General features: G+C 43.6%; 14 protein-coding genes. All 14 read right to left on the bottom strand.

The window, feature by feature from the left end; genetic code table 11:
• Positions 1-427: 427 nt before the first annotated feature.
• Entirely contained in the window at positions 428-7,252 is a 6,825-nt protein-coding gene (locus BUB90_RS24555; protein ID WP_456297824.1) for an SNF2-related protein, read from the bottom strand.
• A gap of 128 nt (positions 7,253-7,380) precedes the next feature.
• The gene (locus BUB90_RS19395) at positions 7,381-7,929 is read right to left on the bottom strand and encodes a hypothetical protein (protein ID WP_073290543.1); all 549 of its coding nucleotides are present in this window, start codon (positions 7,927-7,929) and stop codon (positions 7,381-7,383) included.
• Complete coding sequence (locus tag BUB90_RS19390) at positions 7,926-9,347, bottom strand: adenylate/guanylate cyclase domain-containing protein (RefSeq protein WP_073290540.1); 1,422 nt, start codon at positions 9,345-9,347, stop codon at positions 7,926-7,928. Before BUB90_RS19390 ends, BUB90_RS19395 begins: the two co-directional genes overlap by 4 nt.
• 122 nt (positions 9,348-9,469) lie before the next feature.
• Positions 9,470-9,688 (bottom strand): transposon-transfer assisting family protein, encoded by a 219-nt coding sequence (locus tag BUB90_RS19385; protein ID WP_073290538.1) that lies wholly within the window; start codon positions 9,686-9,688, stop codon positions 9,470-9,472.
• Between the two features lie 2 nt (positions 9,689-9,690).
• Positions 9,691-12,009, bottom strand: a complete 2,319-nt coding sequence (locus tag BUB90_RS23825) for a YodL domain-containing protein (protein ID WP_073290536.1) — start codon at positions 12,007-12,009, stop codon at positions 9,691-9,693.
• A gap of 72 nt (positions 12,010-12,081) precedes the next feature.
• Complete coding sequence (locus BUB90_RS19375; protein WP_073290534.1) at positions 12,082-13,599, bottom strand: PIN domain-containing protein; 1,518 nt, start codon at positions 13,597-13,599, stop codon at positions 12,082-12,084.
• A 112-nt stretch (positions 13,600-13,711) separates the two neighbouring features.
• On the bottom strand, positions 13,712-15,778 hold the full coding sequence (locus BUB90_RS19370) for a type IA DNA topoisomerase (RefSeq protein ID WP_073290532.1): 2,067 nt from the start codon (positions 15,776-15,778) through the stop codon (positions 13,712-13,714).
• Between the two features lie 4 nt (positions 15,779-15,782).
• Positions 15,783-15,947, bottom strand: coding sequence for a hypothetical protein (locus BUB90_RS23635; protein WP_170865537.1), 165 nt, complete (start codon positions 15,945-15,947; stop codon positions 15,783-15,785).
• Entirely contained in the window at positions 15,944-16,657 is a 714-nt protein-coding gene (locus BUB90_RS19365; protein ID WP_073290530.1) for a DUF4366 domain-containing protein, read from the bottom strand. The genes BUB90_RS23635 and BUB90_RS19365 overlap by 4 nt, the downstream gene beginning before the upstream one ends.
• On the bottom strand, positions 16,644-16,895 hold the full coding sequence (locus BUB90_RS19360; RefSeq protein WP_073290528.1) for a DUF4315 family protein: 252 nt from the start codon (positions 16,893-16,895) through the stop codon (positions 16,644-16,646). The genes BUB90_RS19365 and BUB90_RS19360 overlap by 14 nt, the downstream gene beginning before the upstream one ends.
• A 12-nt stretch (positions 16,896-16,907) precedes the next feature.
• The gene (locus BUB90_RS19355) at positions 16,908-18,713 is read right to left on the bottom strand and encodes a C40 family peptidase (protein ID WP_073290526.1); all 1,806 of its coding nucleotides are present in this window, start codon (positions 18,711-18,713) and stop codon (positions 16,908-16,910) included.
• Positions 18,714-18,809: 96 nt separating this feature from the next.
• Entirely contained in the window at positions 18,810-19,664 is an 855-nt protein-coding gene (gene dinD, locus BUB90_RS19350; protein WP_073290524.1) for a DNA damage-inducible protein D, read from the bottom strand.
• A 61-nt stretch (positions 19,665-19,725) separates the two neighbouring features.
• Complete coding sequence (locus tag BUB90_RS19345) at positions 19,726-22,113, bottom strand: VirB4-like conjugal transfer ATPase, CD1110 family (protein ID WP_408605966.1); 2,388 nt, start codon at positions 22,111-22,113, stop codon at positions 19,726-19,728.
• Positions 22,040-22,474 carry a PrgI family protein gene (locus tag BUB90_RS19340; RefSeq protein ID WP_073290520.1) on the bottom strand — a complete coding sequence of 145 codons (435 nt, stop codon included), beginning with the start codon at positions 22,472-22,474 and terminating at the stop codon, positions 22,040-22,042. The genes BUB90_RS19345 and BUB90_RS19340 overlap by 74 nt, the downstream gene beginning before the upstream one ends.

Genomic DNA, 22,474 nt, shown 5'->3' with positions numbered 1-22,474 from the left:
ATAAGCCTTTCATACTGTCGGATACGACTTTCGCCATTTACTTTATCTAAAAGTTGCTTTGTCCTTAATATCACGCAAATGCACAAAATGGAAGAACATCTGCAAGGACGAATTGCGTTTCATCTCATTTCGCAATTAGGAAAAGATACTCCCAAGCTTTGGCTATCATTTAAGCAGTTTAGCTTTTATCCTCATGTATGAAGTTTTATCTCCATATTTACAAGCTTGTTATGAGCTTTATTATCCTGTAAATATCTGCAACTTTCGTTGCAACAACATGCTACACTCCCCACTGGGTTTCCCCTCATGGATAAGTTGTGAGATAATGGGTTGTTTTTTTTCACCTGCCTTTCTCGATATTTTTACCCACCGCTTGCTTAAGGCGGTATTTCAATATTCCCACGCAACTACTTTTAGTGGTAATTACTTATGGGCGCACCATTTTTTCCTTTATAAGCGGATTGCCTGCACACAGAGCCTTAATCTCGGCATAGGACAGTGCCGCTTCGTCTATATCCTCGCAGGAACGGACAGGAGATTTTGAGGTCATAATCTGACTGATGAATTTTTGCTTGTTTTCTATGGTCTGCCAAAGGTAGGCATCAAAGGTATCCTCGGTGACATAACGGAAGATTTTTACCTGTTCGTTTTCGTTACCTTGACGGACAATTCTGCCCGAGCGTTGGGTCAAATCCCCCGGACGCCAAGGACAATCAAGGTCATGGAGAGCGATTAGGCGGTCTTGCACATTCATGCCGGCACCGCATTTTGCGGTGCTGCCAAGGAGGACACGGACATCACCTTTCCGCACCTTTGCAAACAGTTCCTTTTTGCGTGTGTCGGTATTGGCTTCGTGGATAAAAGCTATTTCGTGGGCAGGCACGCCTTTTGCGATGAGCTTATCCCGTATGTCCTCATACACGCTAAATTGTGTTTCGGGGGCTGTTACATCGTCGGGCAGGGCATCTTCCAGTGCTTGAAGCTCCACACCGTTGATTGTGCTGCCGCCTGCCTTTGCCACACGGTCAAGTTTGGGTCTGCCTTTTGGGGTGGACAGGTCGCAGAACAAGAGTTGTGTCAGTTTATCGTCCTTGCCGTCCTCCCATATCCGCATAATATTGTTTATACAGGTGTTTACCTTACTGTTTTCATCATCGGGCAGCATAGGGTTAATCACTCGTTGGTCAAGCCCCAATTTTCGCCCGTCAGAGGTCACCTTCAGCATATTGTCGATAGAGGGGTCTATGCGGTCATTGTGGATTTTAGCGGCTCGTTCCGAAAGCTCCTGCACCAGTTCCTGCTGTATCTCGGTAGGCTTTGCCACCACCGTTTCATAGATAACCTCGGGAGTGGGCAAGTTCAGCTCATCGGCGGTCTTGATGTCGGCAACTTCTTTGAACATGGACATAAGCTCGGGCAAATTGAAAAACTTTGAAAACCGTGTGCGTGGGCGGTAGCCCTTGCCCTCGGGGGCAAGCTCGTTTTGCGTGACCGTTTCCCCAAAGGTAGAAGCCCAAGCATCAAAATGAATAAGCCCTGTTTGTCTGAGAGTGTCATACTGCAAATATCGCTGCATGGTGTAAAGCTCCACCATTGAGTTGCTCACGGGAGTACCTGTGGCGAACACCGTACCTTTTCCGCCTGTCAGCTCGTCCATGTAACGGCACTTTAAGAACATATCACTGGATTTTTGAGCATCGGAGGTGGATAAGCCTGCCACATTACGCATCTTTGTAAATGTGAAAAGATTTTTATAGCTGTGGGCTTCGTCCACATAGAGTCTGTCTACACCAAGCTGCTCAAAGGTAACAACGCTGTCCTTGCGTTCCCTTGCTTCAAGCTTTTTTAATCGCTCAATCAGCCCTTTTTTGGTGCGTTCAAACTGCTTGACAGTAAAGCCCTCGCCGCCGCTTGCTTTTACTTCTCGGATACCTTGCTCGATTTCATCAATCTGCTCACGGAGCAAGCGTTCCTGCCGTTCTAAAGAGACAGGGATACGCTCAAACTGGCTGTGACCGATAATTACCGCATCATATTCGCCTGTGGCAATCCTCGCACAAAACTTCTTACGGTTTTTCGTTTCAAAGTCTTTCTTCGTGGCCACCAAGATATTGGCGGCAGGATAAAGCCTTAGAAACTCGCTTGCCCATTGCTCGGTTAGGTGGTTAGGTACGGCAAAAAGTGGTTTTTGGCACAGTCCAAGCCGCTTGCTTTCCATTGCCCCTGCAATCATTTCAAAGGTTTTGCCTGCACCTACTTCGTGTGCAAGCAAGGTGTTATAGCCGTAAAGGATCTGGGCAATGGCATTGATTTGGTGTTCACGGAGCTTGATTTGTGGGTTCATACCTACAAAATTGATATGGCTGCCGTCATATTCTCGGGGTCTTATGGAATTGAAACGCTCATTGTAGAGCTTAACAAGGGTCTGCCGCCTGTCTGCATCTCTGAATATCCAATCCTTAAATGCATCTTTGATAAGCTGCTGTTTTTGCTGTGCAAGCTGTGTGGCTTCTACATTCAGCACACGGATTTCCTTGCCGTCCGGCTCGGTTTTGGTGTCATAGATACGCACATCACGGAGATTGAGGGTATCTTCAAAAATCTTGTATGCGTTAGCCCGGTCTGTGCCGTAGGTGGCATAGGCGGCAACATCATCATAGCTGATAGAGTTTTTGGCGGTCACGCTCCATTCCGCAGTGAAGTTGGAGTAGTTGACCTTGATACTGCCTTGATTGCGATATGGGGTGTCAAAGAGTTCATACATAAATTCCTGCATATACTCTTTATCAATCCAAGTGCTGCCAATACGCACCTCAATTTCGCTTGCATCTAAATCCTTGGGCTGTGCCTGCTTTAGTGCTTCAACATTAGCCTTGTATTCCTCGTTTGTTTGGGCGGCAAGCTGGGCGGTGCGGAGTTTTTCACGGACATTGCCGGAAAGGTATTCGTCTGCTGTGACATAATGGGGCGGTGCATCGGTGTGGTACAGCTCGGGAACACGGAAGATAACACCGTTAAGCTGTGCTGCAATTTCTTCTTCCGATAGCCCTGTCAGCTCTGCCATGAAAGACAAATCTACCTTTGCTTTTTCCGCAATGGAAACGGCGAGAGCTTCAGAGGGAGTGTCCACGCTTGTGATATTGGCAGCTTTTTTTATGGTGCGTTTTGTGAACATATCCGCCTTGGCTTTCAGCTTGCCGTCCTCGTCCACATCTTCCAAAGAGCAGAGGAGGTAGTAGGAGTTGTCCTCACTAAAAGCAAGGGAGTTGCCACGGCTGTTTATTAGCCCATATTTTGCGGTAAAGGTATCGTAGAGCCGATTGAGCTTGACCTGTTCTGCTTTGATGACTTCATCGCTAAAATCCTCAAGCTGATAGTTGATAAGGTCATTCACGCATTCTCGCAGCTCCACAAGCCCTGCGACACGCTCTTTTGCGGTCTGATTAAGAGCAGGCTTTACCATACGGCTGTTTTCACGAAAGTAAACCTCGCCGTCCACAAGTGTGTAGGTATGGTTTTTCACATTGGGGTCGGCAGGGAGTGACACTTGCTCGGAGATTTCTATATCGGGCAGATCCGCTTCGCTGATTTCGCCCTCAATGTTACGGACAGCCGCTTTTAACTGTTCGGATAGCTCTGCACCCTCGATGGGAACACAGGCACTTTCCATACCAAACTGACCGCTGACCATTTCCATGTTACCGAGTATCATGTGGGGATTTTCTGCAAAATAGCTATTGATAGCAATGTCATTTTCATCAAGTCCAAGGTGTATCCAATCTCTATCCACATCAATCGGATTGTCACGCTTTTGCAAAAAGATTATATCACTGGTGACTTCCGTGCCTGCATTTTTACTAAATGCGTTGTTTGGCAAGCGGATAGCTCCGAGCAGTTCAGCTCTCTGTGCAAGGTATCGCCTAACTTCGGGATTTTTCTTGTCCATTGTTCCCTTGGAGGTAACAAAGGCAACCACACCGCCAGGGCGGACTTTATCCAGTGCCTTTGCAAAAAAGTGGTCGTGAATAAGGAAGTTTTGGTTATCATAGCGTTTTTCACTGAGCTTGTAGTTGCCAAAGGGTACATTGCCAATAGCAAGGTCGAAAAAGCTGTCGGGGAGGTCTGTTTTTTCAAAGCCTGTGATAGCGATATTGGCACTTGGGTAGAGTTGCTTTGCAATTCTGCCTGTAATGCTGTCAAGCTCCACACCATAGAGGTTAGAGCCTTGCATACTCTCGGGCAGCATACCGAAAAAGTGTCCTGTGCCGCAGGCAGGCTCTAAGATGTTGCCTGTGGTAAAGCCCATTTGTCCTACTGCATCATATATTGCTTGAATGACAGTGGGAGAGGTGTAGTGGGCATTGAGGGTGCTTGCCCTTGCCATATCGTACTCGTCCTCAGTCAAAAGGTCTTTTAATTGTAAATATTCGCTGTGCCAACTGTCTTTTGTTTCATCAAATACATCGGGCAAGCCGCCCCAACCGACATATTGGGACAAGGTTTCCTGCTCCTCTTTGGTGGCAAAACGGTTTTCACGCTCAAGGGTCTGCAAGGTGGTAATGGCAGCGATGTTACGCTGAAACTTTTCTCGCTTGTTGCCCTCGCCTAAATGGGTATCAGTAATGTGAAAATCCTCGGCTTGCTCCTGCACTGCCTTGGTTTGTGGATAACGCTCCAAAAGCTGTAAGAAGCTATCACGGCTCTCAGCTCTCAGCACAGGATAAAACAAAGAGGGGTCACGCAGGGTCACTTGATTTTCGGTGATTTCCTCAATCAAAAAAGGCGTACCGTTTTCAAGATAGACGGTATCGCCTTTACTGTAAGGAATAGGGGTGGTTTCCGCTTGTTTTTCCTCGGCAGGGACTACTTTTTGCACCACCTCCCACATGGTTTTGACTTCCTCGGAGGTAAGCACATCAAAGGCATTGATGTTGTTCCACTTGTTGCCATAGGTATCGGGGATATAAAATCGGTTCCAGTTGTTGCCGTCCGTTTCAAAGACAAGCCGCTGTTGGCTGTCCTCCTTTGGAGCAAGCCCCTTGAGGGCAAAACGCTCCCATATTTCTTGCGGGGCATTTACCTCGGCTGAAACTAAATAGCTGTTTTCCTTGACCTTAAAAATGTCGGGATTTTCAGTATCGTACATTTCCAAGGTAAGCTCCGCTGTGTGTGGTGGCTCTATACCGTTCAAGCGGTCTGCCATCGCCTGTGCCTGTTCCTCGGTGTCATAGGTGAGATAGCTGTCCTCTGTATGGTGGTATCTGTCCTTATCGCTGTCGGGGATAGTATTGTCACGGACAATAAAGGGCTGTTCCCACGCATCGGAGGTCTGCTCCACGGTGTGGCGTTCAGCTTCGTTATTTACAAAAAACTTGTTTTGCATAACAAGCTGACCAACAAGCCGCTGCACCTTTGCCCACGGCAGTTCAACGGATAAATCGTCCTTGATTACAGGAAGGGCTGGAAGATTACCGCCGTACTCATTTTTCAGCCAGTCGGCTGTGCCACGCTCACGGCTGTGGCTTTTCATATAGGAAAGCACCCTTGCCTTGCTGTCCTCGTCACCGTTCCAATCAAGCAAAGCGGTTTCAATATCGGATTGGGTGATTTCTGCCTTTATTTCGGGAGCAGCCGTCTGTATGGTATCAGTTAATGCAGATTGCGGTTGTAGCTCTGCTGTTGGTTGAGGTACAATATTTTCAAGCCCAACAGCAGCAAGCTGCTGTTCCTCATATTGTGCTTTTTCCTCCGCTGTTAAATAGCGGTCTGTGGCTACTAATGCATGGATATGTTTTTCAATTTCCGTCCACTTGACAGTGCTTTTGCTGTTGGTATCATAGTGGTCTATGGTCATGCCTTTTGACGGCTGATAATCTATAAAACCGCTTGTACCATCTGAAAATGTATGGCTGTGACCATACCACCCAAACTCATTTTTAAGAAAGTCAACTGCCGCCTTTTCGGTAGGGTTTTTCTTATAAAACCCATAGACACGGAGTTTGCCGCCTTGTGTACCTGTGCCGTGCTTTAGCTCGTATTCAATCTCACTGTGGGGCATAGAAAAAGCGGACTGACCTTGCGTGTTTTCACGCTCTTGTCTGTCCGCTATGTTCTGTATTTGTTCCTGCTCGGAGGGGAATAGGGTTAGCTGTAAATAAGCTCCGTCAGTATGATTTCCTCCGCTTGGGTTTTGAGGTTGTTCATGTGTCCCACCCATTCCAACTGCTGTGTCATCTTGTCCGGCGGCACTTGGGTTTTCTGCAAGTCTGCCATTATCTGCTCCAGTCGCCTGTTCGCCGTCTGGTCTATCTCCAGTAGGTGGGCTTGCAGCTTCTCGCTCAGTAACAGGTGGCTGAACAGGGCTTTGCGGTGTTCCTGCAAGTAGGTTTTCCTCATTCTGCCGTACTTGCCGAGGGGCTGTGTCGGCTGCTCCTTCAGTTTGATGTCGGGTATCAGATAATCCCCGTTCCGGCTGTAAGTGATTTCGTTCATATTCGTTTCTCCTTTCACGCTCTGTTTTGATTATGGTGAGTGATATTTGTCTGAAAACCTGTTCACTTTGCTCACTGACCGCCGTACCCAAAAGGCTGACAGCAGCGGAGGTGTTAAAGTCAAAGATAGGAGAAAAATCTTCATGCTCAAAGTAGCTTTCAGTATCCAGTCCACACCGTTTCATAAGGGTGTAGGCAATGCTGACGGTGGCAGCATTTTCAAAAGCTGCTTTGAGGTTATCCTCGTCATAATCCTCTAAAAAGCTGTTTTCAGCAAAATAGGGTAAGTCCTCTTTGTGGTTATCATAATACTCTGCCGCCAAATCTTTGGCAATGTTGTAAAATCCATCGGCAAGATTATCACCGCTTACACCAAATTTGTCCTCGAGCATTTCTAAAAGGGGCTGTTCGTGGTGTTCTTTCATTTCCCAAAGGAAAGGGCGGCGAGAATTATCTCTGCCGCCCGTATCGGAAACATCAAACACATATTTCAGTTTTGGGGTATCACCTGTGGGGTCAAGCAGGGCAATACCCGTAGAGCCACGGCGAACATATCTGTTCATTTTACTGTTCCACAGCTCATAATCGGCACAAGCCGTTGCATCGGGTCTTTGTGCATAAATCATAAGTTGTTCATGGTAGGGGTATTTATATAGCCGCCCCACGGTGGCAAGAAAGCCTGTCCAGTTGGCAAGGCTGCTTGTCAGCCTTTCGGCGGTATGCTCTGCAAGCTGTGCAAAGGCTTGAGTTTTTGTTGGCATAAAAATCTCCTTTCGTTTTTGAGTAATAAAAAAATGCCTATAGACTATTACGTCGGCAGGCATTTTGCTCGTGAAATTTCATTTTCAAATGCTGTATAAGAGGGCTTGTTAATGTATTTACCAGTGCATTATATAAAATATCCACAAGTGATAAGTAACATAAAAGCGAGCAGACCACTTATCGAAAAATGCAACCCTTTTTTATAGTCTTTGAACTTTAGGTCGCATATTTTCGCACAAATATAAATTTGTGATGAAATATCATTTAAATAATTATCATCATTAGTTTCTTTAAGTCTGTCTAAGAATTTTGTATAATTTGAGTGTATAGCAATAGTAGAGAAATATATGATAGAGTTGCTGCACATTTTTTCATCAGCTCCTAAATTCCTCATATCAATTTTAGGTGTAAGTGTCTTTATCAATTTATAACCACCATACAAAAATGCACACAAGGATAAAGTTACTAAAATCAAAAAAGCAATATTACCAAATGAAGGATTTGACCATTTTTCTTGTATCACATTTAGAATGATGGTGGCATAGTCAAGAGCAAAAATTACACTCAAAGCAACCCCAAAAGCTCCTAACATAATAGAAGCTTTGTTGTCACAATTTTCTATCCATGCAATATTTCTATCTAAAATTTGGTTTAAATCATCTTTATCTAATTTCATAATCCAATCCTCAATTCGTTCATTTTTTTTAATATTTTTTTACAATCATCGTTGTTCCATTGCCTGTTTTCCAATATGCTACGCATTCTACTAGATAATCTGCTTTTACTCAATACATCAATAGTTATACTTTCATTTAGCCATGAGCCATACTCTGCTTGAATACATAGAGCATCATATGCTTCATCAAACATATTAAAACATATATAGATTCTAACCAAATAACAATCTAAATCACATTTAACATCAATTTCTGACTTTCCAAACTTGTTTCCTAATTCAAACATTAGATTAATTTGTTTTAACCAAAAATCTTTCCCCGAGATTGTAACAATCTCATCTTTACAATGAGTGTCAGAGAATAACTTTTTGTGCAAATTATATTCGTCCCAATGCAGTTTGATTTCCTGTTTGTTGAGTACATTTTGTTTCGCTATTAGTTGGTTTTCTTTAGTTTTCAGTTGAGCTTCTTTGGAGGACAAAGTGTTCTGTTTTTGTTGGCATTCCGTTTCACGCTTTTTCACTTCTTCTAGTCGTTTTGAAAGTTCCATTGACTTTTTAGAGATTTCATCAATTAAAAGCAATGATTGCTCTTTGGTATCATCAAAAATTTCTTGAACAAACGAAATATCTGTATCTTTATTTGTAGCTTTTACAGGTTCTTGACTTATTGCATCATCTAAATCAAGATAATATTCATGAGATACAAAGCCTTTGAAAGCCTTGCTACCTTTAATACGGCTACATTCATTCCAAGCAGATTTATCGTTTGACTCGCTGTATGTCTTACTATCAATAAAAATTTCGCAGGAATTAGCCAACCCACAATAACGACTTGCATAATTTGTTGTTTTACCTGTCCATACAAGTCCCATTTCATTTTCTGAAGTGTCGTCTTGTTCTTTGCCACGCATACCAACTTTAGTTACAAGTACAGTGCCAGTACATATACCAACACCACAAGCGATAGATAGACCATCCATATTCTTTGATAGTAATGGATTAAGGCAGTAGTCCATCATTGTAATTATGTATCGAGCTGCTTGAACAGCTTTAGCGGAAGAAGTGACTTTTTCACCACCATCAACACTATCTTGAAAAACACCCATGACTCCGTCTCCGGCAAACTGACGAGTTTCTCCACCAGAATATCTGATAGCTTGAATAATCATTCTTATGAATGAACGATAAATCTTCACCATCTTCTTAGATTTCAAATCATCTGTCAAATCAGTAGATTTTCTCATATCAACAAATAAAACCGAGAGTTTACCACGAAACACCTTATTATTATCCTGTGTATCATTTAAGGTTGGTATTTTATCCGAAAGCTCAATTTCTTCAACTTTTGTATCCAATGATTTTTGAATTGCATTAAGAGCTACTTCATATTCAGTTTTACTGATAAAATTCTCCATTGTTATCACCGCCTTAGAACATATATTAAAGTATAATTTAATTGCTTAATTATTACATTATACCATGTACAAAACGAAAACAATAGGTATACATTTTGATGTGAAAATGAGTAGACTTTCGCCTACTCAAAATCGGGAATAAGCTCACCCGAAAGGCTCTCAAATTCCTCATCACTCATAGCGGATAGCTTTTTCAAAACTGCTTTGGTAAGGGTAAGCAGTTCTGTTTCATCTGCTACAAGGTGGCTTTGCATTTCTGTAAGCTCTAAGAGCAAATCTGCTCTTGAACCTATATTATAAATGCACATCAAATTACTTTCCTCTACTGTAAATCTACTCATAATCATAACTCCATTTCTGCACCTTTTAGGGGTGCTTTTTTTGATTTTTCCTGTGTCTGTGGCGGCTTTGCAAGCTGTTCCATAACCGATTGCTTTTCCTCTCTGCGTGTGGCAGCAAGCAAATCCATAAGGGAAATTGGTGTGCCACTTTTGGATTGTTCCTCAAGCTCTGCCACGGTAGGCTCATTGTTGATGATACCGTCAATCTGATTGTAATTCTGCTCGGTGGACAGCTCGGCAGTGCGGAGGGGGTTATCTTCATTCACAATAGCAAAGGCACGGGTGCCGTTACCCATAATAAGATACGCTCCGTTATCCGAAGAATGGTGGTAGCCGTAGCCTGCTTGCTCCATCTGCTCCTTGGTCATTGTTGTAAGTGAAAAGCGACCTCTTGGGGTATCAATTTTTTCGCCTGTTACATAGCTGTCCGGCACGAGAGGTGTCGGCTCTGCAAACTTTGGCAGCTCAACAAAGTCGAAACTATCGCAGTAATGGTATGTTACAACGCTGTCTTGCTTGATAGCAACGATGTCACTGACCGACAAAGAATGTCCTTTAAAATCGGCAGGGTGGTCATTGTTAAACCTATCCCATAATTCTTCAAGCCTATCTCTTTGGGTGACATAGTTGGTAAACGGCTCAGAGTAGACAAAGTTGTAATTATCATGTTCTACGGTCAGCCCCTTGCTATTTATCCAGTCAAGCCCCTCAAAGCGGTAATCTCTAAGCTCTGCACCGTCCTTTAGCTGATAGATAGCAAAGGCATTGTCGGTGCGTTCCAAAAAGAGCTGTTCTGACATATCGGGGGAAGATTTACTATCGCCCTCATGCTCCTGCAGGTCAAGCCAGTCCGTTTTCTCAATACCGAAAAGTCCATCGTGATTATCAATATCTTCACGGTCAAAAGCCATTGCTTCGGTGTTGTCCTCATAAAGCAGATATACCGTCAAATCCTGTTCCCAAAGCTCTGCGGCTCGTTCCTTTGAAAGCGGTAGCAGTTCATGGTCGGTGTAGCCATAGGCATTGCGGTCATCAATGCTAACTGTGGGGTCGGGCATAGGATAGTCATGTTGGACAGGCTCATCAATTCGCTGTTCCTCGGCAGCTCTGCTTTCAAAATGTTCCTTGAGGTCATCAAAGCCGTTCCAAACATCGTCAAGCACCAGTTTACCGTCACCATCCACAATGATACAGGCAGCACCGTCACCGTGTTCCTCATGCTCAAGAAGATAGTATTTTGTGCTGTCCACAACCTCGGTATCAATGACATACCATGTGCCGATATGTCCATCCACCTCAATGTTATAGCCGTCCTCGGTAATCTGCACTTTATTAAGGTCGGGGGCTTGCTCCAGCACAGAGATTTCAGCGGTCAAATCAATGCCACGCTCTTTTATAATTTCAGCAAAGTGCGTATCAATGCCGGTTATCAGCTCTGACGAGGTTTTGTTGATGGTTTCCAGTGAAGCCCGAAGCTCGGCAAGTTCCTTGCCCTTGCTCCAAGAAGCAATATATCCCAAGCTATTCTCGGCGGTCTGTATGCCGTAATAGCTGCAAACGGCAAAGGAAATGCTTTCCGCTTCAACTTCCTCTGTGTTGCGGTTTTTGGGCTTATTGGGATTTGCAGTTTCGTCCTGCTGTGCTTGCAGCTCTTTTTCCATTTCTCGGTTATGCAAAAGAGAATGTGCCACCTCGTGAATGGCGGCAGAAATGGTCTGTACTTCGCTCATACCCTCACGAATTGCAATGCGTTTTTCTTCTGTGTGATAGTAGCCGTCCGTATCCTTGGGCAGTGGCATAATTTCAATAGGAACAGGTGCGGTGCGTTTAATAGCTTCCATGAACACATCAAATTGTTTTACATTGCCTGTTAAATCGCTTGCAAGAGTGGGCAACGGCTCACCCTCGGTTTGGGATACATCAAATACAGATACTACACGGAACATGGGTATCTGTACTTCCACCTCCTCAGTCTGCACCTTACCGTTTACATCAAGGAGAGGGGCTTTGGTCAGTGGGTCGAGCTTTTCTCGTTCCTCCTTGATTTTATACGGCGTGGGTGCAATGATTTTAATACCTTTTTCACCTTTTTTAACAAATCGTGAAAAGCCATCTCGCCATTTATTGAAGCCTGCCACAAGAGTGGCATCGGGCTTTTGCATGGAGATAAGTAAGGTGTTGTTCAAAGAGTATTTGTGAAAGCGGCTCATGGTCTGAAGATAGCTTTTATATTTGTCGCTCTCAAAAAGCTCCTTAATGCCAATTTCAATGCTATCGGTTATTTCTTTTAACCGTTCTTTGGGGTTTTGTTTTTCTGCCATAGTGGGGTACTCCTTTCTGATTTTGGGCATAAAAAAAGCATCTATCAAGATGATAAATGCTTTTATAGTTTCTTAAATATTAAATTCTGCTTTTAACTGTTCTAAAATAATCTTATCGGTTTCTATCCTTTCCTCAAATTCTTGCACAATATTTTCTATGGCAGATGTGATTCCGGTAATGTTATATTCTATATCCTCGTCACATGCATCTCCTACATTTCCTTCATCATCAAAATCAACAAATCCGTAGGTAATGCTTATATAACCTTCTCCTAAAGATTCATTGCGAGAGTTAAACAAACAGATATCTAATTGGTCACTGCCACCATTATCACAGCTAAGATACAACTCATCCATTTTTAATGTATATTTTATTTTGCCTTTTCCACAGAAACAGACATTGTCACCATATTCAAGACTATCTGGTAAGCTGTTTTCGTATTCAGATAAATCGTATTCAACAGCTTTACTTTCCAGTACATCAAAAATGCTTAGGATACCACCGATATTTGTTTCGACAAGAAAGTCTGAGTTTTCTGAAAAATGCTCATTCCAAGTAGTTGTGAAATGGCTTACCTCATCTATCTCAATTGCAGAAATAAAATCAGGAAGTTCTTCTGAAAAAAAGTAGAACAGTTCTTCAACATTACTATAACATTTATTTAGTCGTTCAAATAAGGAAACAACGGTTTCGGCAAAATGAGATTCTCGAAAGCTTTCCAGGAAATTGTCTTCAAAACTCCCAAGAGAGGATAGTCCAACAGATTCTCTTTCATAATCATCTATCTCAGCGTCAAGCATTAGCCTATCCTGTTCTTCATTTTCACGAAGTTCCTTTTCAAATTCCTCTGACAGTTTTGCTTCTTCTACCTCAGTTTTCAAGTCTGCTCCAACCAATTTGTTAAATTGCGTTACATATTTTATTTTGCTATCTAATCCTCTTTTTGATAAATCATATAAGATATCTTCGTGGAGTTTTTCTTTAGCATCTCTGTTTGAAAAATCACTGGTATTCCCTGTGACAAAAATTACTGTATCACCATCTGCCATGTCAATTAAGTCATTAATGTGCAACAATGTTTCTGTAATTAGCCCATCCGCAAATGATTCTTTTTTCTCAATATGGAAAGGAGCTTTTTTGTATATTCTCCTTTGCAAACAAGCAGCATTAAGCGTTGCGTTGTCCTCAACAAGAATAGAATTGGGATGCTGAAAAACCCTTTGTATTAGCAACTTGATTTCGCTAAGATACTGGGTGTGGCTCGTTTCATATTGTTGCTTCAAAGTGTTAAGCTCATTCTTCGAGTTCTTTTTATAATCTTTTACCTCAAATCCCTCAATAGTGTAACCATTTACACCATATATTTGGTCAATTGCATCGATTGCACTTTTAATCTTTTTACCTACTTCAGATAATTGTTCTTCTATGTGCCGATAAGTTTCATGAATGACAATGGCAGGAATAACGAGCTTAACTTGGTTAAAATCTAATAGTTTTATAAATGTATTTACTAATTCTTTAGACACATTGTTTTTTCTATCAATAATCATGTCTAAAAATATATTAGTGTCCAAAAGCAAATATTTCATAGATATCCTCCTTATTGTGTTTTCCACATTCTTTAGTGCGAACAATTATATTATATCACAAGCAAGCTGAGAAATTATACCAAGAAATTGTTAATATTGTAACACATGATTCTTATTTCTTCTTAGCCCCAAACTCCATTATGAAATTCACAAACTGCCCTCCAGTATCATCAAGGACAGCAATGCAATCATAGGTTTTGCCTGTCTTTTCGGAATAGCAGCCTGTGAGTGATACTTTTCCGTTTTTCAGAAGTTCTGCAACAATCGCCTTTGTTACGGTCTTTTTCTTTGCTGTGAAAAAGCGATTTTCTTTCCAAATGGCAAAATTACAACACTTATCAGAACAGCAAAAGCCCTTTTTGTTCTCGGTTATATCACCACCGCAGCGAGGGCATTTGCCCATGCTCTCACGGTCAGAGGGGAAAAGAGTATCAGCTCCCTTGATTACTTCATAGGTCTTTACAAGAGCAGAGGTCATGTCCACAATCTCCAATAGGAACGCATCGGCGGTCAGCTCTCCATACTCTACAAGTTTCAGCTTTTCTTCCCATTCGGCAGTCATAAGCGGTGACTGCACCTGTTCGGGCAGGACGGTGATAAGGGCTGTGCCTTTGTGGGTGGCGGTGAAATATTTTACCTTTTTATCCCCTTTTCTTTCCGCAAGTCCCGACTTAATCAGCTTTTCCAAAATGCCTGCTCTCGTTGCCGGAGTGCCAATGCCCTTACGCTCGGTATCGACCTCGGCTTTGTTGGCATTTTCCATTGAAGAAAGCAGGGTGTCATCTGTAAAAGGTTTGGGAGGTGAGGTTTTACCCTCCTTGATTTCAGCCTTTGCGGTTAAGACATCGCCCTGGGCGATACTCGGCAGGGCTTGGTCTTTATCTTCCTTCTCCTGCTCACCCTTATAGAGCTTTTGCACTGCCTTAAAACCATCTTGAATGACGGTTTTGCCTTTGGCAGTAAAAACAGACTCACCGCATTTTGCTGTGATAACTGTTTCGCTAAAACGGTGGGTATCGCCAACGGCAACCAAAAGACGAATAGCAAGAAGCAGCAGAGTTTCACGCTCTCCGGCAGGTAAGCCCTGCATATCAAGTCCCTTGATATTCATAGTGGGGATAATGGCATGGTGGTCACTGACTTTGGAGCTGTCGATTACCTGTGCCGTGTTCACAGGCAACTCGGCAGCTTTGGGCACAAAAAATCCTGCCGTAGCTTTTGCTAAGGCAGGAATAGTGCTTTCTATATCCTCGGTTAAAAATCTGCTGTCTGTTCGGGGATAGGTGATGTATTTCTTTTCATAAAGGCTCTGTGCGTACTGTAAGGTCTGCTCGGCGGTAAAACCTAACAGCTTATTGGCTTCACGCTGCAAGGTGGTAAGGTCATAGAGCTTGGGCGGTTTTTCCGTTTTTTCCTTTTGCTCCACGCTCTCTATGGTAACGCTCTGACCGTCACAAGCCTGTAAAACTTCCTTTGCTTGTGCCTTACTTTTTAGCTTTTCACCTACAAGAGAAAAATCGTTACAAGTAAGGTGTAGTGTATAAAACGGCTCGGGCTTAAATTCAGAGATAGCTACATCACGCTCACAAATCATAGCAAGGGTGGGTGACATCACTCGCCCAATGTTTAGGGTCTGCCCATAAAGTACAGAGAAAAGACGAGTGGCATTGATACCAACAATCCAGTCCGCTTTTGCCCTGCATAGTGCCGCTTGATAGAGATTTTCATATTCCTTGCCGTCCTTTAGATTTTTAAAGCCCTTTTGAATAGCGGTATCCTCAAGGGAGGAAATCCAAAGTCGCTTGACAGGCTTGTTACAGCCTGCCTTTTCATAGACAAGGCGGAAGATTAGCTCACCCTCACGCCCTGCATCGGTGGCACAGATAACTGTATCTACTTGGTTGTCGTTTAAGAGCTTTTTCAGCACGGTAAACTGCTTTTTGGTACTGGCTGAAACTTGGTACTGCCAAAGGGCAGGAAGTATGGGTAAGTCCTCATACCTCCATTTTGCATATTTTTCATTATAGCTATCAGCGGCGGCAAGTTCCACCAAATGCCCAACGCACCACGATACAATGTAATTATTTCCCTCGATGTAGCCGTCTTTACGGCTTGTCGCACCCAATATCTTAGCGATACTCTGTGCAACGCTTGGTTTTTCTGCAATGACTAACTGCATATTTTTATCCCTCCTTATCCTGTTTAGTGGCTTCGACTTTTTCATGCACAACAATCAGTTTGCGGATTTTCTGCTCCTTTTTGGGCGGTCTGTCCTTGGTAGGAACAGAAGAATATTGCGGCTTTTGCATCATCATTTTTTCATATATGCTATCGGTAAAATAGGTCATTTTACATCGTCCTCACTTTCATCGGTAGTTTCCTCTTGTTCCTCAGAGATAGGCTCGTATTCCTCGTCATCGTCCTCATCGCTGTAATCATATTCATTTACATTGGGGTTGCTCTGCGGCTTTGCCTTATTCTTTACAACCTTGAAATAGTAGAAAATGCCGCCACCAATTAAGCTCACCGCAAGGACAAGTGCCAAAATCCCCATTGGATTGCTTTTTTCTTTTTCGGGCTGTGGCTCGTCAGCAGGCTCGGTTACTTCGGCAGCTTTGCCTGTGCATTTTGTTTTGTCGGTGCTGCATACAGGGCAATCGGCATTTACTGCACCCACTTCGCATTTATCGGTGCAAGAGCAAACTTTAGGCTCTACTGTGCCGTCCTCCATAAGAGCAAGCAAGTCGGCTTCATCTACCATGTTGAGCAGATACACATTATCCGTATCGCCTGCTCGGTCGATTACAAGATAGAAGTAGTTGCCGTTTTTAGATACGGCGGTAATGAACTGTTTATCAATATCGTCTGTTCTCTCCACATCGTCCACAAGGGTCAAATTACCCTCAGGAGTAAGAGGAGATGATGGAGTTTCGGTTACTTCGGGGGTCGGTTCAACATAATCTTCGCCGCCACCTGCAAAGGCTGTGGTGGAAAAAACGGTAAAGCAAAGTACCGTCATAAGCATAACGGCGAAAATACGGATTTTAGTTTTCTTCATTCTTGATTTCCTCCTGTTTTTCAGATAAAAAAGGCACACCGCTTTTGCTGCGGTATGCCGTAATCACATCGTTTAGATTTTCTGTGCTGATTTTTGCACCTCGGATAAGCCCGATAATTTCAAGGTTTTCAAACTCGGTCTTTTGCTTATTCAGCTCGTTCCATTTCTCTTGCAAAAGCACCATTTTGTCCTCGATTTTTTTCATGTCGGACAACACTTTTTTCAGTTTTGCGTTCAAATCGTTTCCTCCTTAATTCATAAGTCCATAGCCCATAATCACGCTGCTGTTTAGGTCATAATCTCGGACTTTACAGGCATCGCCGGAGTTACCCTCCACGGTATAGACACGGCTACCGTCTGTGCCAATAACAATGCCCACATGGTCGGAATGTCCATCACCCTCCCAATCAAAGAAAATAACATCGCCGGGGGCAATGTCACCGTATCCACGGCTTGCCCATCGTCCGTTTGAGGAGAAGTAAGGCACACCTTGGCTCTGACAGGCGGCAAACTTAGGCTCACCGTATCCTGCTTGGTTAAGAACCCACGATACATAGCAGGCACACCATTCCACACGGCTATTAAAGCCATACCATGACCAGTAGGGCTGACCGCCCACATTGCCTACCTGTGAAAGTGCAATATCCACGGTGTTTTGGTTGCCTTGTCGTTCTCCGTTTACAAAGTCAACACCGCTTAAATCGGTGGAAGGGCTGCCGTCTATCGAGCCGCCGCCAAAGAGCAGGGGTTTGTTACCCTTGGTTTGCAGATAAACATTGTACATTTGTAGCTGTTCGGCGGTAAGCAGGCTGTTTGCCACGGTATTTATGGAGTTGTTTGTGAGCTTCACATTCAAGATGTAATAGTCATAGGGTACTTCCACGGTATAGGTATCAGAATGGGAAGTGCCGTCCTCATCTGTCCATGAGTCTGTTCTCGTTTCGGTGCGATAGCGTACCTCCACCGTTTCGGTAAGCGTGAGCTTGTACTGCTTTTCAAAAACCCTCTGCAATTCACCCTGCACCTCACTTGCTGTAAAATACTGCTTCAAGGCAGTGAGGTAAGAAGCGAGCTGATGAGGGTCGTGTCCTATGGTAGCTAAATCATAGCGGTACTCATCATAATCGGGATAATCCCTTTCGATACTATCAATCTGTGCTTGCAGTGCCGTTTCCAGTGAGGTGTAATCGTCATTTGCGGAAATAAGCTCCTCGTTTTCAGAGGTGTACGAGGTTGACACCACATTGGATATTGCCCCTTGAAACATCACCGAGCAGGAGGACACCGCACTGCTGATAACGACAATAAGCAGAAGCAAGGCAAGAATAATAAACAGTACCTTTGGATTTTTGGTAATTGCCGCCGCTGCTTTTGATACGGTATCTGCACCTTTTTTAACTGCTGATTTTGCGGTAGTGGCTGTGGTCTGTGCGGTTTTTGCTCCTTTGCCGTACCTTGTGGCAATGTACTGCTTTTTGATAGCTCTCTTTTGCTGAAAGCGAGAAATAGGGTTGCTTGCCGACTGCGGATTATCTCTTAAACTTTTCGCATAAAGGACATTTACATCGGCTTGTATGCTCTTTTTCTCATCCTTTGCCAAGTTGCGGTAGGGCTTTAGCTTGTGGGAATGGTAGGCACTTTGAACACGGCGAACGGTAAATTCTCCTGCCTTTTCTGTACTGTGTGCCGCTTCAAGACCCACATTGTCCTGTTCATCTTCACTGATTTTCTTATGCACAGCAGATAGGGCGGCTCTTTGCGGAGCTTTTTTAATGCCATGTGTAAGTTTAGAGGACGGCTTGGGTTTATCCACTTCTTCAAAATGCAAACGCACCTTTGCTTTGCCTGTTTCGGCATCAAAGGTGCGTTCCTTGGTTTTGACTGTCTTTTTGGGAATGTTGGCTTGAGCTTTTTCCAGTCTATCAGCGGCTTTTTCAGATTTTGCTATGGGCTTTTCTAAAGTGGGGTCGGCTCGTTCTTCCTCGGTAAATTGAAGCCTTGAAGTCTTAAACTGCTTTTTTGTTTTTTGGCTCAAATGAAAAATTCTCCTTTCCATGCAAAAAAGCCGCCTGTATTTTCTACAAACGGCTTTTACGCAATTATTATTGTGTTGTTGCGATTTTGCTGACCTCGGCAAAATCGTGAAAAATCCTTATTCATCAAGGATTGGCGGTTCTTTTTTCGCTTTCAATTTTTTCAGTTGCTCTCTGCCAACTTCTGCAATGCTTTTTTCGGGAGTAGGTAAATCCTCCGGCATTGTACCATCGTTTTTTCCTATGGCTTCACGCACAGTTTGACCGACTTGGTAGTGAATACCGCTTGCAGTTTCAAGCCCCTGTGGTTGTTCCCTACGGAGCTTTGCTTCGGTTTGTGTAATGCGGAACAGATTTGCACCTAATTCCTCACTACCCATGTGGTCGAGTATTTTTTCGCTTTTTTTAAGATTTTTGCGTTTGTGAATATCAGCAGCAGTTAAACCGCCATATAAACCCATATAGCCTGCATTTTGAAATTGTGCATATTCCAGTTGGTCGGTAATCCCTGCTTCATGTGCCGCTTCTACAAGCATAGCGTTCCATGTTGTAACCTCGCCACGAATAACAAGCCTTTTATTATCCTCATCAAGTCGATTAAAAGCATCTGCAATTTCCTGTCTGCGTGTTTGGATAGCAAAATAGGTTTGACCAAGAGCAATCGGCTCTTTGCGAGGGTCACCGTTTTGCACAATCAGATAGCAGGCATAGCGAGAAAGCTCATAATCCTTAACAGGCTTTGTGGTTGCACCTGCATCTACGATTTTGCTGACCTCAACAAAATGGTCTGCACACTCAAATCCACTGTTTTGGCAGGAGAGCATTGCCTTGTCGATAACTTTGGAAAAATTACGCCACTGGATATAATCAAGCACCAATGACAGCTCACGAGCGTACCAAAACTCTACACCGTTTTCATCGGAGTGCTTAATATCTTCAAATTGTTTGTATTCCTTTGCATTTAGGGTTGCCAATTATCTCACCGCCTTTCTTTTGAAATTATAGCATATTTTTTGACGAATATAAACGAAAAAGTTACTCTTGCTTGGTTTCATCAAGCTTCGTAGTCATAATGCCGTAAAGCTCGGTGTTTTTCGGGAATTTATCCACGAATGGCAAAATGACATTGCCGTAAAAGAGCAGTCCCTCACCGACACCGCTGCCTGTGACATAGGAGAGCTGATGGGGCGAGATATTAAGCTGCTTGGCAAGTATCTGTCTGTCACCTGCGGCTTGGTTTAGCATATACACAAAGTCGCTGTTTTCAAAGATATTTTCCACTTCTCTTGAAGATAAAAGGTCTTTGATATTCTGTGTAATGGCTGTGGGAATACCACCCCACTTACGAAAGCGTTTCCAAATCTCAACCGAGTAGGCGGCGGTCTGTTCCTCTTTCAAAAGCAAGTGAAATTCGTCCATATAGTAGCGAGTGGAGCGTTTTTCCGCACGGTTGACCGTTACCCTGTTCCAAACTTGGTCTTGCACCACAAGCATACCGAGCTTTTTAAGCTGTTTGCCCAGTTCCTTAATGTCAAAGCAGACAAGGCGGTTTTGAATATCTACATTGGTTTGGTGGTTAAAAACGCTCAAACTACCTGTGACATAGATTTCAAGGGCAGAACGGATATGCTTGGCTTCTTTTTCCTCTTGCCTGCCAAGGGCATCATACAAATCACCTAAGATTGGCATTTTAGCAGGGTCGGGGTCGGCAAGATATTCGGCATATACAAGTGTTACGCAACGGTCAATGATGGATTTCTCAACAGGTGTCAGTCCGTCCTTGCCACCAACAATCAGCTCACAAAGAGAGAGGATAAAATCACTCTTTAGGGCAAGGGGGCTATCGTCCTCAGAATAGTTAAGGTTAATATCCATTGGGTTAATGTACTGGCTGCTTGTGGGAGAGATTTTAATAACCTGTCCTTTGAGCCTTTGCACAAGGGAAAAATATTCGCCCTCGGGGTCACATACGATGATGTCATCGGTTGTGATGAGAAACACATTGGTGATTTCTCTTTTAGCAGAGAAACTCTTGCCACTGCCGGGTGTGCCAAGGATTAGCCCATTGGGGTTTTTAAGCTGCTTACGGTCTACCATAATAAGGTTGCTTGAAAGAGCGTTCAGCCCATAATAAAGAGCTTCACCGCCAGATTGAAAAAGCTCCTGCGTGGTAAAGGGTACAAAAATAGCGGTGCTTGAGGTGGTCAAGCTCCGCTGTATTGGTACAAGGCATTTTCCAAGGGGCAAAGAGGACATGAAGCCCTGTTCCTGCTGATAGTCAAGCCTTAAGAGGGTGCAGTTGTGTTTGTTGGCGATACCGCTTGCTTGCAGCAGGATATTGTCCAGTTCTTTTTTGCTGTCAGCGGTATTCAAAACAAGGAATGTCATTAAGAACATTCTCTCGTTACGGCTTTGTAAGTCGGCAAGGAGCTTCTTTGCTTCACCGCCGTAGGTGGCAAGGTCGGAGGGGATAATATCCATATCATATCCTGCCCGTACTGCCTTTTTTTGTTCCTCAATCTTCATTTTATCGAGGTCGGTAATCTTACGCTTAATGGTCTTGATGGCTTTCATCTGGTCTACGGACTGAATGTGCATGGTGACAATGAGGTTGCTTTCCATTTCCAAAAAGTCTGACAGCACACGGTCATTCAACTCGGGGGCGAGTATCTGCAAGAATGACATTGCACCATATTTATCCCCTGTGCGGAAAGTACCTTTTTCCTTAAACTCAAAGGAGGACGGAGCAATAAAGTCCTTGGTCGAAAGCCCCGAAGGGGCAAGCCATTTCCATTCAAAAGCAAAGGGGTCATTTCCACCCATTCTAAGAATGTTGTGCATGAGCTTCAGCCGTTCTCTGCCATCAAGGGAAGTGAGCTGTACCCCAAGCCGCTTAAAGGCATTCCAAAGGTCGTTTTCAATGCGTTCCAAACGGGGCTTGGCAATTTTGATGTTATCCGCTTCAATAGCGAATGTGAGATACTTTGTTTTTACAAGCCCGTTGTTACCCCTTGAAAGTTGATTGTGCAGCATATCCGTATACTCTGTTCGGATACTGTCAAAATCATCTGCCTGTGGAGCGATATAGATGCTTTTTTCATAGTCCTTTGCGTTGGCTGTGGTGTTAAGAAATGTGAGCTGAAATTTGATTGTGCTGTCAAAGTAGTTGAGGAAATCGCACCAACTTTCAAAGATAGCGGTCTTGTCATCGTTCTGTGCAATCTGATAATTGATGTCACCAAATTGCAGGGTTTTGGTATAGAGCTTATCGCCCATATGACAGATACCATCGGAGAAAATATGACGGTAAGGAATACTGTCCTGTGCCGATTTTACTCCTTTGGGCTTGTTATTCGCCCTTTGCACCGCAGTTGCGATGCTCTGTCTTTCTGCCCGAGTAAGTTTTACGAGCTTCTTTTCGATTTTTGACAATGCTATTTACCTCCTTGTCTAATTGATATTGCCGTTCCAGTAGAGGATAAAAATTATCCGTCATATATGGTCTTTTCTTGGGGTTTAGAAAACGCACCGCCACATAGTTTTTGAGGATTACCTCAAGTGGCTGCCCGTGCTTTTCATACATGGCAAACATAAATAGCGGCAGCATGATAAACATCATCACCAGTACCGCAGGGCTAATGCCGATGTAGTCCTTTAGAATAAAAAAAGGCGGTAATCCTACCGCCAGTGCCGCTGAAAAGCAGATGAGCTGCCGTTTGGTGAGGTTTAGCATAACCTTTGTTTTCACATTACTTAAATCCTTGGGAATTGGTACATAAGCCAT

The sequence above is a fragment of the Anaerosporobacter mobilis DSM 15930 genome, assembly GCF_900142955.1.
Taxonomy (GTDB): Bacteria; Bacillota; Clostridia; order Lachnospirales; family Lachnospiraceae; genus Anaerosporobacter; species Anaerosporobacter mobilis.
Note: the sequence above shows the minus strand (reverse complement) of the source record. Positions and strands in the feature narration are given on the sequence as shown.